The 14,224-nt window shown below is 39.3% G+C and carries 10 protein-coding genes; all 10 read right to left on the reverse strand.

Annotated features, from left to right (window positions below; all coding sequences use genetic code 11):
- Position 1 precedes the first annotated feature (1 nt).
- Positions 2–4,519 carry a glutamate synthase large subunit gene (gene gltB, locus SMA_RS09155; protein WP_014295284.1) on the reverse strand — a complete coding sequence of 1,506 codons (4,518 nt, stop codon included), beginning with the start codon at positions 4,517–4,519 and terminating at the stop codon, positions 2–4.
- Positions 4,520–4,696: 177 nt separating this feature from the next.
- Positions 4,697–6,043 carry a type I glutamate--ammonia ligase gene (gene glnA, locus SMA_RS09160; RefSeq protein WP_014295285.1) on the reverse strand — a complete coding sequence of 449 codons (1,347 nt, stop codon included), beginning with the start codon at positions 6,041–6,043 and terminating at the stop codon, positions 4,697–4,699.
- A 49-nt stretch (positions 6,044–6,092) separates the two neighbouring features.
- Entirely contained in the window at positions 6,093–6,464 is a 372-nt protein-coding gene (locus SMA_RS09165; RefSeq protein WP_009854980.1) for a MerR family transcriptional regulator, read from the reverse strand.
- A gap of 88 nt (positions 6,465–6,552) precedes the next feature.
- Positions 6,553–7,089, reverse strand: coding sequence for an FUSC family protein (locus SMA_RS09170; RefSeq protein ID WP_014295286.1), 537 nt, complete (start codon positions 7,087–7,089; stop codon positions 6,553–6,555).
- Between the two features lie 229 nt (positions 7,090–7,318).
- On the reverse strand, positions 7,319–8,515 hold the full coding sequence (locus SMA_RS09175) for a phosphoglycerate kinase (RefSeq protein WP_014295287.1): 1,197 nt from the start codon (positions 8,513–8,515) through the stop codon (positions 7,319–7,321).
- Between the two features lie 187 nt (positions 8,516–8,702).
- Complete coding sequence (gene gap / locus SMA_RS09180; protein ID WP_014295288.1) at positions 8,703–9,716, reverse strand: type I glyceraldehyde-3-phosphate dehydrogenase; 1,014 nt, start codon at positions 9,714–9,716, stop codon at positions 8,703–8,705.
- A gap of 205 nt (positions 9,717–9,921) precedes the next feature.
- Complete coding sequence (gene fusA, locus SMA_RS09185; RefSeq protein ID WP_014295289.1) at positions 9,922–12,000, reverse strand: elongation factor G; 2,079 nt, start codon at positions 11,998–12,000, stop codon at positions 9,922–9,924.
- Positions 12,001–12,198: 198 nt separating this feature from the next.
- Positions 12,199–12,669, reverse strand: a complete 471-nt coding sequence (gene rpsG, locus SMA_RS09190; RefSeq protein WP_014295290.1) for a 30S ribosomal protein S7 — start codon at positions 12,667–12,669, stop codon at positions 12,199–12,201.
- Between the two features lie 20 nt (positions 12,670–12,689).
- Positions 12,690–13,103: a 30S ribosomal protein S12 gene (gene rpsL / locus SMA_RS09195; RefSeq protein WP_003066537.1), complete on the reverse strand. Its 414-nt coding sequence runs from the start codon at positions 13,101–13,103 to the stop codon at positions 12,690–12,692.
- Between the two features lie 286 nt (positions 13,104–13,389).
- A complete protein-coding gene (purR, locus tag SMA_RS09200; protein ID WP_014295291.1) occupies positions 13,390–14,202 on the reverse strand; it encodes a pur operon repressor in 813 nt (270 codons plus the stop codon).
- Positions 14,203–14,224: the final 22 nt, after the last annotated feature.

The raw sequence follows: 14,224 nt of genomic DNA on the forward strand, positions 1-14,224 counted from the left end.
TTTACTTACCTCCTGTTACTTGTGCGAGAAGTTCTTCTTTCTCGGCAGCAGTTTCTGCACCACCTGTGGCAATTTCGAAGGTACGCAATTCAAGTTCATCACCTTCTAAGCCAGTATTGGCAAGTGCGTATTCAATATTGTTAATTTCATGGAATTCAGTTGGATAAACTTTAATGAATTTATCAACTTCTTGTGCCCAGTTGTCAAGCAAGCGTTTTGCTTTAGCGCTACCTGTGTATTCATAGTGTTTTTGAATCATATCAACCAAGACATCATCCCCACGAGTTTCACCGACTTTGTAAAGATCAACCATTTCTTGGTTAACTTTTTCGGCAAAATCACCGTCCACATCATAAACATAGGCAATACCACCACTCATACCAGCAGCGAAGTTACGTCCTGTTGTTCCAAGGATAACAGCAACACCACCTGTCATATATTCACAACCGTGTGCTCCAACACCTTCAACAACAACTTTAGCACCAGAATTACGAACACAGAAACGTTCACCTGCGCGACCAGCGAAATAAGCTTCACCCTTAACCGCACCAAAGAGAGCAACGTTACCAACGATTGGTGAATTTTCAACATCATAAGCGGCATCATGTGGCGGCTTAACAATCAAACGTCCACCTGACATTGATTTGGCAATGTAGTCATTTGCTTCACCAACTAGTGTTAATTCCATACCTTGTGTGATAAAGCTTGCAAATGATTGACCAGCAATACCAGTATATTCATATTTAATCAAACCTGGTTCAACGGTATCATTTCCATAACGTTCAGCCATCCAGCCTGCCATTCGAGCACCGACTGCACGTTGAACATTGTTAATTGATTCTTTAACCGTCACGCTTGCGCCATTATCAACAGCAGCTTTGGCAAATCCGTCCAATTCTTTCCATTGACGTGCTTCAGCAAATGGATCTTCTGTCTTGCGGTCAATTGGATAAGCTGTACCAAGCATACGTGAAAAATCAAGCGATTTTGCTTTACCTTTTGGAATGAATTTCGCTTTCAAGATTTCTGAATGACCAACCATTTCGTCAACAGAACGGAAACCAAGTTCAGCCATATATTCACGCAATTCTTCTGCCATAAACATCATCATGTTAATCACATGTTCAGGTTTACCTGCAAAATGTTTACGAAGTTCTGGATTTTGAGTTGCTACACCAACAGGACAAGTATTCAATGAGCAAACACGCATCATCACACAACCAATAGAAATCAATGCTAGACTTGCAAATGAATATTCTTCCGCTCCAAGAAGAGTGGCAATGGCAACATCGCGACCAGTCATTAATTTACCATCAGTTTCAAGGGTCATACGTTGACGGAGACGGTTAAGTGACAATGTTTGGTGTGCTTCAGCCAAGCCCATTTCCCATGGAAGCCCAGCATCACGGACAGAGTTACGTGGAGAAGCTCCTGTACCACCGTCGTAACCTGAAATAACAACCTTATCAGCACCAGCTTTTACACAACCTGTAGCGATTGTACCAACACCAGTACTTGAAACCAATTTAACATTGATTTTAGCATAAGGATTAATGGCTTTAAGGTCATAAATCAATTGCGCCAAATCTTCAATTGAGTAGATGTCATGGTGAGGTGGTGGTGAAATCAAGCGTACACCAGGCGTTGCACCACGAATTTCTGCAACCCAAGGGAAGACTTTTTGACCAGGCAATTGACCACCTTCACCAGGTTTCGCACCTTGTGCTAATTTAATTTGAAGTTCTTCAGCAGACATGAGGTATTCTGCATTGACACCAAAACGTCCAGAAGCAACTTGTTTGATTTTAGAGTTTAAATTACGTCCGTCTGGTTGTACTTTGAAACGATTACGATTTTCGCCACCTTCACCAGAGTTTGATTTCGCTCCGATTGAGTTCATGGCTTCAGCAATTGTTTCATGTGCTTCTTTAGAAAGTGAACCAAAACTCATGGCACCAACTTTGAAACGTTTAACAATAGTTTCTGCTGGTTCTACCTCAGAGAGGTCAACTTTTGGACGATCAGATTTAAATTCCCAAATAGAACGAAGTGTTGTCGGCGTTGACAATGCTTCTTTGTTTAATTCAGCTGTATATTCTTTAAAGAGTTTGTAGTCCCCTTTACGAACAGCTTGTTGGAAATTATAAATGGTATGTGGATTAAAAAGATGATACTCGCCATCTGCTTTAAATTGATAAATACCACCACTTTGGAGATAATCTCCACGACGAGGACCAAAAGCATCTTCCATACGTTGAAGGTATTCTTTTTCAATTTGGTCAAGTGACAAACCGCCGATACGAGTTACTGTACCTGTAAAGTATTTGTTAACAACAGAGTCAGATAAACCAACGGCTTCAAATAATTGAGCCCCTTTGTAACCAAGGATTGTTGAAATCCCCATACGACTCATAACTTTAACAATACCTTTTTCAGCAGCTTTACGATATTTTTCAAAAGCAAGCTCATCTTTGCCATATTCCTTCAATGTCGCATAAGCGCCATAAGGGTGAACCGCAGCCGCACCATAACCAACCAAGGTTGCAAAATGATGAACTTCAATAGCTTCCGCTGTATCGACAACAATTGAGAATTGGCTTGCTTTTCCTTTGACAACCATATAGTTATTTAAACCAGAAACAGCTAACAGCATTGGGATAGTTGTTTGATTTTCTTTAACATTACGGTCTGAAAGAATAATAATCTTACTACCATTATCAACGGCTTTTTCAGCAGCTTTGAAAAGATTTTCTAGCGCACGTTGCAAACGATTATGTGACGGCTCAACCACGTCATAAACCGTAGATAGGGTTGTTGCACAATAACGGTCATCTTTCAAGTTAGCAATTTTCGCAAAATCTTGACTTGAAAGAACTGGGCTGTCAATTTTTACTTTGACACAGTTATCAGCACCATCAGCTTTGAAATTACCATCACCACCGAGGTAAACACTAGTTGACACAACGATTTGTTCACGAATGGCATCAATTGGCGGATTAGTAACCTGCGCAAATTGTTGCTTGAAGAAAGTGAAAAGCGATTGGCTCTTATTAGAGAGAACTGCTAGTGGGCTATCAAATCCCATTGAAATAACAGGTTCTTCACCTTTTTCAGACATTGGTAGAATGATCGTACGAATAACTTCTTCATTATAGCCGTAAGCCTTCCACATTGTTTCAATGTCATTTGTTTCTTGAATCAATTCAGCAGCCTCAAAGTCGTTAAGATGAGCAATGTTTTCGTCAACCCACTCTTTGTATGGATATTGTGCAGCATAGTATGCTTTCACTTCTTCATTGCGCATTAATTTTCCTGAAGTCGTGTCAATCAACATCATATTACCAGGTCCAAGCACACCTTTTTCAATAACACGACTTGGTTCAAGATCGACAACACCAGATTCACTTGAGCAAATAAGGAAATTATCTTTTGTCAATGAATAACGGCTAGGACGCAATCCATTACGGTCCAAACGCGCACCAACCATATCACCGTCAGTGAAAACAAGCGCTGCTGGACCATCCCATGGAGCTACGAAACTTGACGCATATTCATAAAACGCCTTCAAATCATCTGAAAGCCCTGATTCATCACCCCAAGCTTCAGGTACCATCATTAAAAGACTTTGTGGAATATCACGACCATTACGGTAAAGGTATTCTAGACAGTTCTCCAACTTAGCAGAGTCCGAATTTTCTTCGTTATAAACTTCAATCTGGTGACTGTGCATCCAATTTTCAGCACCACGGAGAGTATTAATTTCACCATTGTGTGCCAAAAAGCGGAATGGCTGTGCACGATCCCAAGATGGGAAAGTATTTGTAGAAAAGCGTGAGTGTGTCAACGCAATATGAGATTTGAAATGTTCATCTTGCAAGTCAGGGTAAAAAAGCCCAACTTGGAAAGCATGAAGCATTCCTTTATACACAATTGTCTTACTTGAAAGTGAGCAAATGAAAAATTCATCAGCTGAAAAGCTCTTTTCAAGTTGACGACGCAAACGGAATAACTTATCCTCAAAATCACGACCAGCTTTTGTGTCATCAGGTTTCTTAACAAAAACTTGTACAAAACTTGGCATAATCTCTTGAGCTGCTGGACCACAATTATCATAATTAAATGGTACATCACGTGTCATCAAAACATGAAAACCTGCTAATTTAATTTCAGCTTTAACAGCTTCCAAAAGACTTACCTTAGCTTCAGTATCCTGAGGTAAAAATAATTGTGCGACGGCGTAATCGCCTTTTTTAGGCAAAACATAGCCTGCTTCTTTAGCTTTTAATTGGAAAAATTCATCAGGCAAAGCAAGCAGCATTCCTGCACCGTCTCCTGTATCAGGTTCTGCACCTGTACCTCCACGGTGATTCATACGAGTTAACATGGTTAAGGCATAATCAATCAAAGTATGACTAGCTTTACCATCAAGCTGTGCAACAAAGCCCATACCACAAGCATCCGATTCAAAAGATGGATCCCAAAGCGTTGTCTGTTGCGCTCTCAAAGCACTTTCATTCATAGCTTCTACTCCTATCACTAGTATAAATAGTCCAAAATAGTCTAATTATTCAGAATATTTATTTTAAATTATACCACATTATACTAGATTAGAATAGTTCTTATTTGAACTTTTCTAACTGATAATGTGGTGAATTGATAAAAAAAAGACAGCCAGAAGCTGTCTTTTTACTACTTCTTAGTATAAATCTAGATAGTGATCAATTTCCCATTGTGAAACAAAGGCCGCATAGCTTGACCATTCAATTTTCTTAGCTTCCACAAAGTTTACAAAGATATGTTCACCAAGTGCTGCTTTGACAACTTCATCTTCTTGTAAAGCTTTAACAGCATTGTGCAAAGTAGAAGGAAGGTCACGGATACCTGCTTCTTTACGTTCTTCTTCAGTCATGACATAGATATTTGATTCAACTGCAGCTGGAGCTTCAATTTTGTTTTCAATACCATCAAGACCTGCTTCAAGAAGGACAGCGAGTGCAAGATATGGGTTAGCAGTTGGGTCAACAGAACGAAGTTCCAAACGAGTACCCATACCACGTGATGCAGGAATGCGGATAAGTGGTGAACGGTTACGTCCAGCCCATGCAATGTAAACTGGTGCTTCATAACCAGGAACCAAACGTTTGTATGAGTTTACAGTTGGGTTCATGATTGCAGTGTAGTTATAAGCGTGTTTCATCAAACCACCAAGGAAGTAATATGCTGTTTCTGACAATTGCATACCTTTTGGATCTTCAGTATCGTAGAAGGCATTGTTTCCATCGTAATCGAACAATGACATGTTACAGTGCATACCTGAACCGTTGATACCAAATTTAGGTTTAGCCATAAATGTAGCATAAAGACCATGTTTACGAGCAATTGTTTTAACAACAAGTTTGAAAATTTGAATGTTATCACAAGCTTTCAAAACATCAGCGTATTTAAAGTCAATTTCATGTTGACCAACAGCCACTTCGTGGTGACTTGCTTCAACTTCAAATCCCATTTCAGTCAAAACATTAACGATTTCACGACGAGTATTATCTGCAAGGTCAGTTGGTGCAAGGTCGAAGTAACCACCACGGTCGTTTACTTCAAGAGTTGGTTCACCTTTTTCATCCAATTTGAACAAGAAGAATTCTGGTTCTGGACCAAGGTTAAATGATTTGAAACCAACTTTTTCCATATGACGAAGAGCACGTTTCAAGTTTCCACGTGGGTCACCTGCAAATGGTTCACCTTCAGCAGTATAGATGTCACAGATCAAACCTGCAACAGCACCATTTTCACCACCCCAAGGGAATACTGTCCAAGTATCAAGGTCTGGATGTAAGAACATATCAGATTCATTGATACGAACAAAACCTTCGATTGAAGAACCGTCAAACATTGCTTTGTTTGCCAATACTTTGTCAAGTTGTTCATCAGTTGCTGGAATTTCCACGTTTTTCAATGTCCCAGCGATATCTGAGAACATTAAACGCAAGAAAGTTACATTTTTTTCTTTGACTTCGCGACGAATGTCAGCTGCTGTAATAGTCATGAATTAAGGTCTCCTTTTTAAAACCGAAATAACCGAGCGACGCGTATTTTTAGATGCGCCAGTTGCTAATGTACTGTGATGGGGCCGAAAAACGACCTTGGTTACGGAGTTCATCTTGTAAGATACGACGAACATCAGCATCAGTTAAAGATTTTTGTTTCTGATGTGCTTTATCTTGTCGCTCCGCATATTCACGCTTAATAGCCGCAATATTAAGCCCCTCATCAAGAAAATCTTTAATTTCGAGCAATCGATCCATATCGTTTAACGAATACATACGACGATTTCCCGACGTCCTCTCTGGGGTAATTAAACCCTGATCTTCATAATAACGAATTTGGCGTGCTGTTAAATCCGTCAATTTCATTACTGTTCCAATAGGAAATACCGCCATTGAACGTCTGAGTTCTTTTTCTTTCATGATGACCTCCTTCCGACACTTATTATAGTCTGAAAATTCTAAACTGTCAACCCCTTATGTAAGAAAATATGACATGAACGAAAAATTTTTAGATTTTTTTGCGTAAAAGCCCCCTAATCTTATCAACATCAGAATTAACAAGAATAGCTACAAAGACTCCGCAAAATGTTTCAAATACCCTAGCAAACACATATAAAATAGTATCTCCAGCAGGAATTGATAAGGTAATAATCAAAAGCGCCGATGTTCCACCAATGATTCCTGCTTTGTTATTAATTGAAACATTAATCATAATTCCTAACATGGTAAAAATTGGGACAAAAATCAACGTTACCCAAAACTGATTATGGAAAAATTTATTGATAAAAAAGAAGAGCAAAGATAGCAAACCACCAACACTATTTCCAACCACACGTGAGAAACCAAAATGAACACTTTTGTCAAAACTTTCACGTAAACTGAAAACAGCTGTCAGCGTTCCTATCTGCAGCCCTTCCCATCCAAATAAATGGAAAATTAATAACACCAAAAAAACAGCTAAACCAGTCTTAAGGGTGCGCATACCCAATTTAAATTTACTCGGGTCAAACTTATAATTCGATAAAAGATTTTTTAAATAATTCATAACTCACAACCAATTTGCATTTTCTTTATTTTAACATATTTTCAAATTGATTTGTGAGCGTTCCACCAATATGAATGCGTTTACCACAAAATATCTCTCACTTGATTTTCACAAAACAAAATAATAGTACCACTTTTAAGCAATAAAATGTTTTCTTTTCATTTATGGATTTTACACACAAAAAAGGACGGCTTTGCCGTCCTTTTGAATCTTCTTAACGAAGAAATTATTATTTATCAGTAAGTGCTGCAAGACCTGGAAGTACTTTACCTTCAAGAAGTTCCATAGAAGCTCCACCACCAGTAGAAATCCATGAGAATTTGTCAGCACGACCAAGGTTGATAGCTGCGGCAGCTGAGTCACCACCACCGATAATTGATTTAACGCCTGGTTGTTTAATGATAGCGTCCATTACACCGATTGTACCAGCTTGGAAATCAGGGTTTTCGAACACACCCATAGGTCCGTTCCAAACAACTGTTTTAGCACCAGTCAATTCTTCGTCAAATTTAGCGATAGTTTTTGGACCGATATCAAGACCAAGGAATCCATCATCTATTGCTGGACCTTCAGTAACTTTAACTTCAGTGTAATCAGCAAAAGCGTTAGCTTCTTTTGAGTCAACTGGTAAGATTAATTTACCGTCAGCTTTAGCCAAAAGTTCTTTAGCAACATCAAGTTTGTCTTCTTCAACAAGTGAGTTACCGATTTCAATACCTTGTGCTTTAAAGAATGTGTAAGTCATACCACCACCGATAAGGACTTTATCAGCTTTCTTCAACAAGTTTTCGATAACACCGATTTTATCAGAAACTTTTGAACCACCTAGGATTGCGATAAATGGACGAACTGGTTTTTCAACAGCTTCTTGGATATATGCAATTTCGTTTTCAAGAAGGAAACCTGCAACAGCTTTTTCAACGTTTGCAGAGATACCTACGTTAGATGCGTGTGCACGGTGTGCAGTACCAAATGCATCGTTAACGAAGATTCCGTCACCAAGTGAAGCCCAGTATTTACCAAGTTCTGGATCGTTTTTAGATTCTTTTTTACCATCAACATCTTCAAAACGAGTGTTTTCAACAAGAAGAACTTCACCATCTTTAAGGTTGTTGATAGCTTCTTCAAGTTCAGCACCACGTGTAACACCTGGGAAGACAACTTCTTGACCAAGTTTAGCTGCCAAATTAGCTGCTACTGGAGCAAGAGATTTACCTTCTTTATCAGCTTCTTCTTTAACACGTCCAAGGTGAGAGAAAAGAATTGCACGACCACCTTGTTCGATGATGTACTTGATTGTTGGAAGAGCCGCAGAAATACGGTTGTCGTTAGTGATAACGCCATCTTTCAAAGGCACGTTAAAGTCAACACGGACAAGAACTTTTTTGCCTTTCAAATCAACGTCTTTAACAGTCAATTTAGCCATTTGATAGGACTCCTTATTATTTTTTATACATGCTAATTATATCACAAAACCTGTAAAAGAGGTAGCAAAATCAGTACATTTTGTACGTCAGCCACTACTAAACGAGGAAACCTGTGAATTTCTGTATCATTTTACAATAGACAAAAAAGAGAGGAACGAATCCTCTCTTCTTCAGCTAACTCATTGATTATTTAGCAATTTTTGCGAAGTATTCAAGAGTACGAACAAGTTGTGAAGTGTAAGACATTTCGTTGTCGTACCATGAAACAGTTTTAACCAATTGAGTACCATCTGTTGCTTCAGTTACTTCTGTTTGAGTTGCATCAAACAATGAACCAAATGACATACCAACGATATCAGAAGAAACGATTGGGTCAGTATTGTAACCGTAGCTTTCAGTTGCAGCAGCCTTCATAGCAGCGTTAACTTCGTCAGCAGTCACTTTTTTGTCAAGAACTGAAACCAATTCAGTCAATGAACCCGTTGGAACTGGAACACGTTGAGCATGACCTTGCAATTTACCGTTCAATTCTGGCAATACAAGACCGATAGCTTTAGCAGCACCAGTTGAGTTAGGAACAATGTTTGCTGCAGCAGCACGTGCACGACGGAAGTCACCCTTACGGTGTGGAGCGTCAAGGATCATTTGGTCACCAGTGTAACCGTGGATAGTTGTCATTGTACCAGCTTTAAGACCGAAGTTCTTGTTCAAAGCGTCAGCCATTGGAGCCAAACAGTTTGTAGTACATGAACCAGCTGAGATAACTGTTTCTGTACCATCAAGAACGTCATGGTTAGTGTTGAAAACAATAGTCTTAACATCTGATCCACCAGGAGCAGTGATAACAACCTTCTTAGCACCACCAGCATGCAAGTGCTTTTCAGCTGCTTCTTTAGTAGCAAAGAAACCAGTTGCTTCAAGAACGATTTCTACGCCATCGTTTGCCCAGTCAATTTGTTCTGGGTCACGTTCTGCAGAAACTTTAACGAATTGACCGTTAACTTCGAACCCACCGTCTTTGACTTCAACAGTACCGTTGAAACGACCTTGAGTTGTATCGTATTTCAACAAGTGTGCAAGCATAGCTGGGTCAGTAAGGTCGTTAATACGAGCTACTTCAACACCTTCAACGTTTTGGATACGACGGAATGCAAGACGACCGATACGACCGAAACCATTAATACCAACTTTAACTACCATTAGTGATTTCCTCCTTTTGAAAATCAAAAAAATTTTTTATTTTAAAAGGTTTCCCTTTTAGACAATTGTGAAAAGATTAACTTACGTAGGCACAAATCAACCTTTCAACGTTAGTATTATATAACTATTTCGCCAAAATTGCAAATATTATTACCGTTTTCATAATAAAAAAGGACGCTCTTTTGAGCATCCTCTCTATCAAAAATTATTCACCAGAATTTTTCTTGATGATTTCTTCTTGTACTGATTTAGGAACGTCTTCATAGTGGTCAAATACCATCATGAATGTACCACGTCCTTGAGTTGCAGAACGAAGAACTGTTGCATAACCAAACATTTCAGCAAGTGGAACGAAGGCACGAACGATTTGGGTGTTACCACGAGCTTCCATACCATCAACACGTCCACGACGAGCTGTAACGTGACCCATAACGTCACCAAGGTTTTCTTCTGGAGCTGTGATTGTAACAAGCATCATTGGTTCAAGAATAACCGGTTGTGCAGTTTTAGCAGCTTCTTTAAGTGCAAGTGATGCAGCAATCTTGAACGCTGTTTCAGATGAATCGACATCGTGGTATGAACCATCGTAAAGTTTAGCTTTAATGTCAACCAATGGGTAACCAGCAAGAACACCATTAGCCATAGATTCTTGAAGACCTTTTTCTACTGCAGGGATAAATTCACGAGGAACGACACCACCAACAATAGCATTTTCAAATTCGAAACCTTTACCTTCTTCATTTGGAGTAAATTCAATCCAAACATCACCGAATTGACCTTTACCACCAGATTGGCGTTTGAAGAATCCACGTGCTTGAGTAGCTTTACGGAATGTTTCACGGTATGATACTTGTGGAGCACCTACGTTTGCTTCAACTTTGAATTCACGTTTCATACGGTCAACAAGGACGTCAAGGTGAAGTTCACCCATACCAGAGATAACTGTTTCACCAGTTTCAACGTTAGTTTCAACACGGAATGTTGGGTCTTCTTCAGCAAGTTTTTGAAGAGCAATACCCATTTTATCTTGGTCAGCTTTAGATTTAGGTTCAACCATCAATTGGATAACTGGTTCTGGAACTTCGATTGATTCAAGGATGATTTTAGCTTTTTCATCTGTCAATGAGTCACCAGTTGTAGTGTCTTTCAAACCAACGGCAGCAGCGATATCACCAGCGTAAACTGTTTCAATTTCGTTACGGTGGTTAGCGTGCATTTGAAGGATACGTCCGATACGTTCACGTTTACCTTTAGATGTGTTAAGAACGTAAGAACCGCTGTTCAATACACCTGAGTAAACACGGAAGAATGTCAAACGACCTACGAATGGGTCAGTCATGATTTTGAATGCAAGGGCTGCAAATGGTTCTTCATCTGACGCTGGACGTTCTTCTTGTTCGCCTGTATCTGGGTTAACACCTTTGATTGCAGGGATGTCAAGTGGGCTTGGAAGGTAATCGATAACCGCATCAAGCATCATTTGAACACCTTTGTTTTTGAAGGCAGAACCACAAAGAACTGGGAAGAATTCAACGTTGATAGTTGCTTTACGGATAGCAGCTTTCAATTCAGCTTCAGTGATTTCTTCACCTTCAAGGTATTTCATCATCAATTCTTCATCAGTTTCAGCAACTGCTTCGATCAATTTTTCACGATATTCGTTAGCTTGATCTACGTATTCAGCTGGGATATCTTCTTCAAGAATATCTGTACCAAGGTCGTTAGTGTAAATTTCAGCTTTCATTTTAACCAAGTCAATGATACCGTTGAAGTTATCTTCAGAACCGATTGGCAATTGAATTGGGTGAGCGTTAGCTTGAAGACGATCGTGAAGTGTGCTTACTGAGTACAAGAAGTCAGCACCGATTTTGTCCATTTTGTTTGAGAATACGATACGAGGAACACCGTATTCAGTAGCTTGACGCCAAACTGTTTCAGTTTGAGGTTCTACACCTGATTGTGAGTCAAGAACTGTTACCGCACCATCAAGAACACGAAGAGAACGTTGTACTTCGATTGTGAAGTCCACGTGCCCTGGTGTGTCGATAATGTTTACACGGTAATCTTTCCATTGTGCAGTTGTAGCGGCAGATGTGATTGTGATACCACGTTCTTGCTCTTGTTCCATCCAGTCCATTTGTGAAGCACCTTCGTGTGTTTCACCGATTTTATGGATTTTACCAGTATAGTAAAGAATACGCTCAGTTGTTGTTGTTTTACCAGCATCAACGTGAGCCATGATACCAATGTTACGAGTTTTTTCAAGTGAAAATTCGCGAGCCATTTTTTCTCCTATTATAAATTTAATTTACTACTCCATTATAGCATACTTTTAGAACGGATAGGCAGGACCTACCCGTTCTAAACACGCTTTATTAAATTTGATACATGTTAGCAAGTAAAACACTCACTAAACACAGCCTGAATACCAGTAGTAAAAAGGTTTAATTGTATTCGAAGCTTTGTTTCTGTATATCGCAGATTACCAGCGGAAGTGTGCGAATGCACGGTTTGCTTCTGCCATACGGTGTGTATCTTCACGTTTTTTAACTGAAGCACCAGTGTTGTTAGCAGCATCCAAGATTTCTTTTGCAAGACGATCATTCATAGTGTGTTCACCACGAGCACGTGATGCAGTTACCAACCAACGAAGTCCAAGAGTTATACGACGTTCTGGACGAACTTCAACTGGGACTTGGTAGTTAGAACCACCAACACGACGAGCACGTACTTCAAGAACAGGCATGATGTTTTCCATAGCTGTTTCGAATACTTCAAGTGCATCGTTTCCAGTAGCTTCTTTGATTTGTTCAAATGCATCATAAACGATTGATGCAGCTGTACCACGTTTACCATCAAGCATAACACGGTTGATAAGACGTGTTACAAGTTGTGAATTGTATAATGGATCTGGCAATACTTCGCGTTTAGGCGCTCTATTTTTACGACTCATTTTTTCTTATCCCCCTTCTATTACCCTTTAGGACGTTTAGCACCGTATTTAGAACGGCTTTGTTTACGATCAGCAACACCTGCAGTATCAAGTGCACCACGAACGATGTGGTAACGTACCCCTGGAAGGTCTTTTACACGTCCACCACGGATAAGAACAACACTGTGTTCTTGAAGGTTGTGTCCGATACCTGGGATGTATGCAGTAACTTCGATAAGGTTGCTCAAACGTACACGAGCGAATTTACGAAGGGCTGAGTTAGGTTTTTTAGGTGTCATTGTTCCAACACGAGTTGCAACACCACGTTTTTGTGGTGAAGATACGTTAGTTTGAACTTTTTTGTGGCTGTTGTAACCAACGTTAAGTGCTGGTGATTTAGATTTTTCAACTTTAGATTTACGTGGTTTACGTACCAACTGGTTGATTGTAGGCATCTACTTTTCTCCTGTAAGATTTTTTATTTTGGTTGATAAAGTACTTGGTGACAGTCCTTATCTAAAATGTGTACTTTGCAACATTTGTCAGCACGTCTCTGTACACTCTGGAGAGACCAAAAGTAAAAAGTACCGTTCATTATGATAACATAACTCGCACCATCTGTCAAATGCTTTCGCTGTGTTTTATAGCTTTTATAAAACTTTTTGGCAGCTATTAAAATTTGTTATAGTCAAGATTAAACGCTCTTGGGTAATATAACTTTCAAAAAAGGAACTCCCTCTTTTAATCGAAAATATTACCAATTTCTACTTTGACATGGTTGTTTTGAACATCAATTTCTGAAACTTTTAGAAGAGATTTGTAAGTCATTCGGTCACGTTTTTCTTGGGCATTTTCAGCAAAGATTGCGACACCCACAAGAGTACTATCGAATTCTTTCAAAAGACTGACCATACCAGAAATCGTTCCCCCACCTTTGAGGAAGTCGTCAACAATTAAGACACGGCTATTCGGTTTCAAGCTACGTTTAGACAAGAACATCTTTTCAATACGGTCACTTGAACCACTTGCATAATTGACAGAAACGGTTGAACCTTCCGTAATTTTAAGGTCACGTCGAACGATAACAAATGGAACATTCAAGATATTTGCAACGGCATTTGCCAAAGGCACTCCTTTGGTTGCTACTGTCATAACCGCATCAATTTTATTTCCCTTGAAAGCATTAGCAATGATACGTCCAACACTTTGTAAAATTTTAGGGGTACTTAATAAATCTGATAAGTAAATATAACCTCCAGGAAGAATACGATTGCTTTCTGAAAGGCGGTCACGTAATTCTTCGATGACTGCTTTAGCTTCTTCATCAGAGATTCCTGGTGTAAAAATGACACCTCCGCTCGCCCCTGTAACTGTTTCAATTTCGCCGATTCCTGATTCTTCAAAAGCTTTTTTGATAATGGCGATATCTTCAGAGATTGAAGATTTTGCTGCTTCATATTTTTCAGCAAAAGTGTTTAAACTTGTCAATTTATGTGGGTTGTTAATCAAATAGTTGGAGATGACAACCATGCGTTCACTACGTCGTAATTTCATAATTTCTCCATTTTCATATCTG

Source organism: Streptococcus macedonicus ACA-DC 198 (assembly GCA_000283635.1).
Lineage (GTDB): Bacteria > Bacillota > Bacilli > Lactobacillales > Streptococcaceae > Streptococcus > Streptococcus macedonicus.

Excerpts from the sequence above, each read along its gene's own strand:
- fusA (WP_014295289.1), bottom strand. The coding sequence starts at position 12,000 with ATGGCTCGCGAATTTTCACTTGAAAAAACTCGTAACATTGGTATCATG.
- SMA_RS09170 (WP_014295286.1), bottom strand. The coding sequence starts at position 7,089 with ATGAATTATTTAAAAAATCTTTTATCGAATTATAAGTTTGACCCGAGT.
- SMA_RS09165 (WP_009854980.1), bottom strand. The coding sequence starts at position 6,464 with ATGAAAGAAAAAGAACTCAGACGTTCAATGGCGGTATTTCCTATTGGA.
- rpsL (WP_003066537.1), bottom strand. The coding sequence starts at position 13,103 with ATGCCTACAATCAACCAGTTGGTACGTAAACCACGTAAATCTAAAGTT.
- rpsG (WP_014295290.1), bottom strand. The coding sequence starts at position 12,669 with ATGAGTCGTAAAAATAGAGCGCCTAAACGCGAAGTATTGCCAGATCCA.
- purR (WP_014295291.1), bottom strand. The coding sequence starts at position 14,202 with ATGAAATTACGACGTAGTGAACGCATGGTTGTCATCTCCAACTATTTG.
- gap (WP_014295288.1), bottom strand. The coding sequence starts at position 9,716 with ATGGTAGTTAAAGTTGGTATTAATGGTTTCGGTCGTATCGGTCGTCTT.
- SMA_RS09175 (WP_014295287.1), bottom strand. The coding sequence starts at position 8,515 with ATGGCTAAATTGACTGTTAAAGACGTTGATTTGAAAGGCAAAAAAGTT.
- gltB (WP_014295284.1), bottom strand. The coding sequence starts at position 4,519 with ATGAATGAAAGTGCTTTGAGAGCGCAACAGACAACGCTTTGGGATCCA.
- glnA (WP_014295285.1), bottom strand. The coding sequence starts at position 6,043 with ATGACTATTACAGCAGCTGACATTCGTCGCGAAGTCAAAGAAAAAAAT.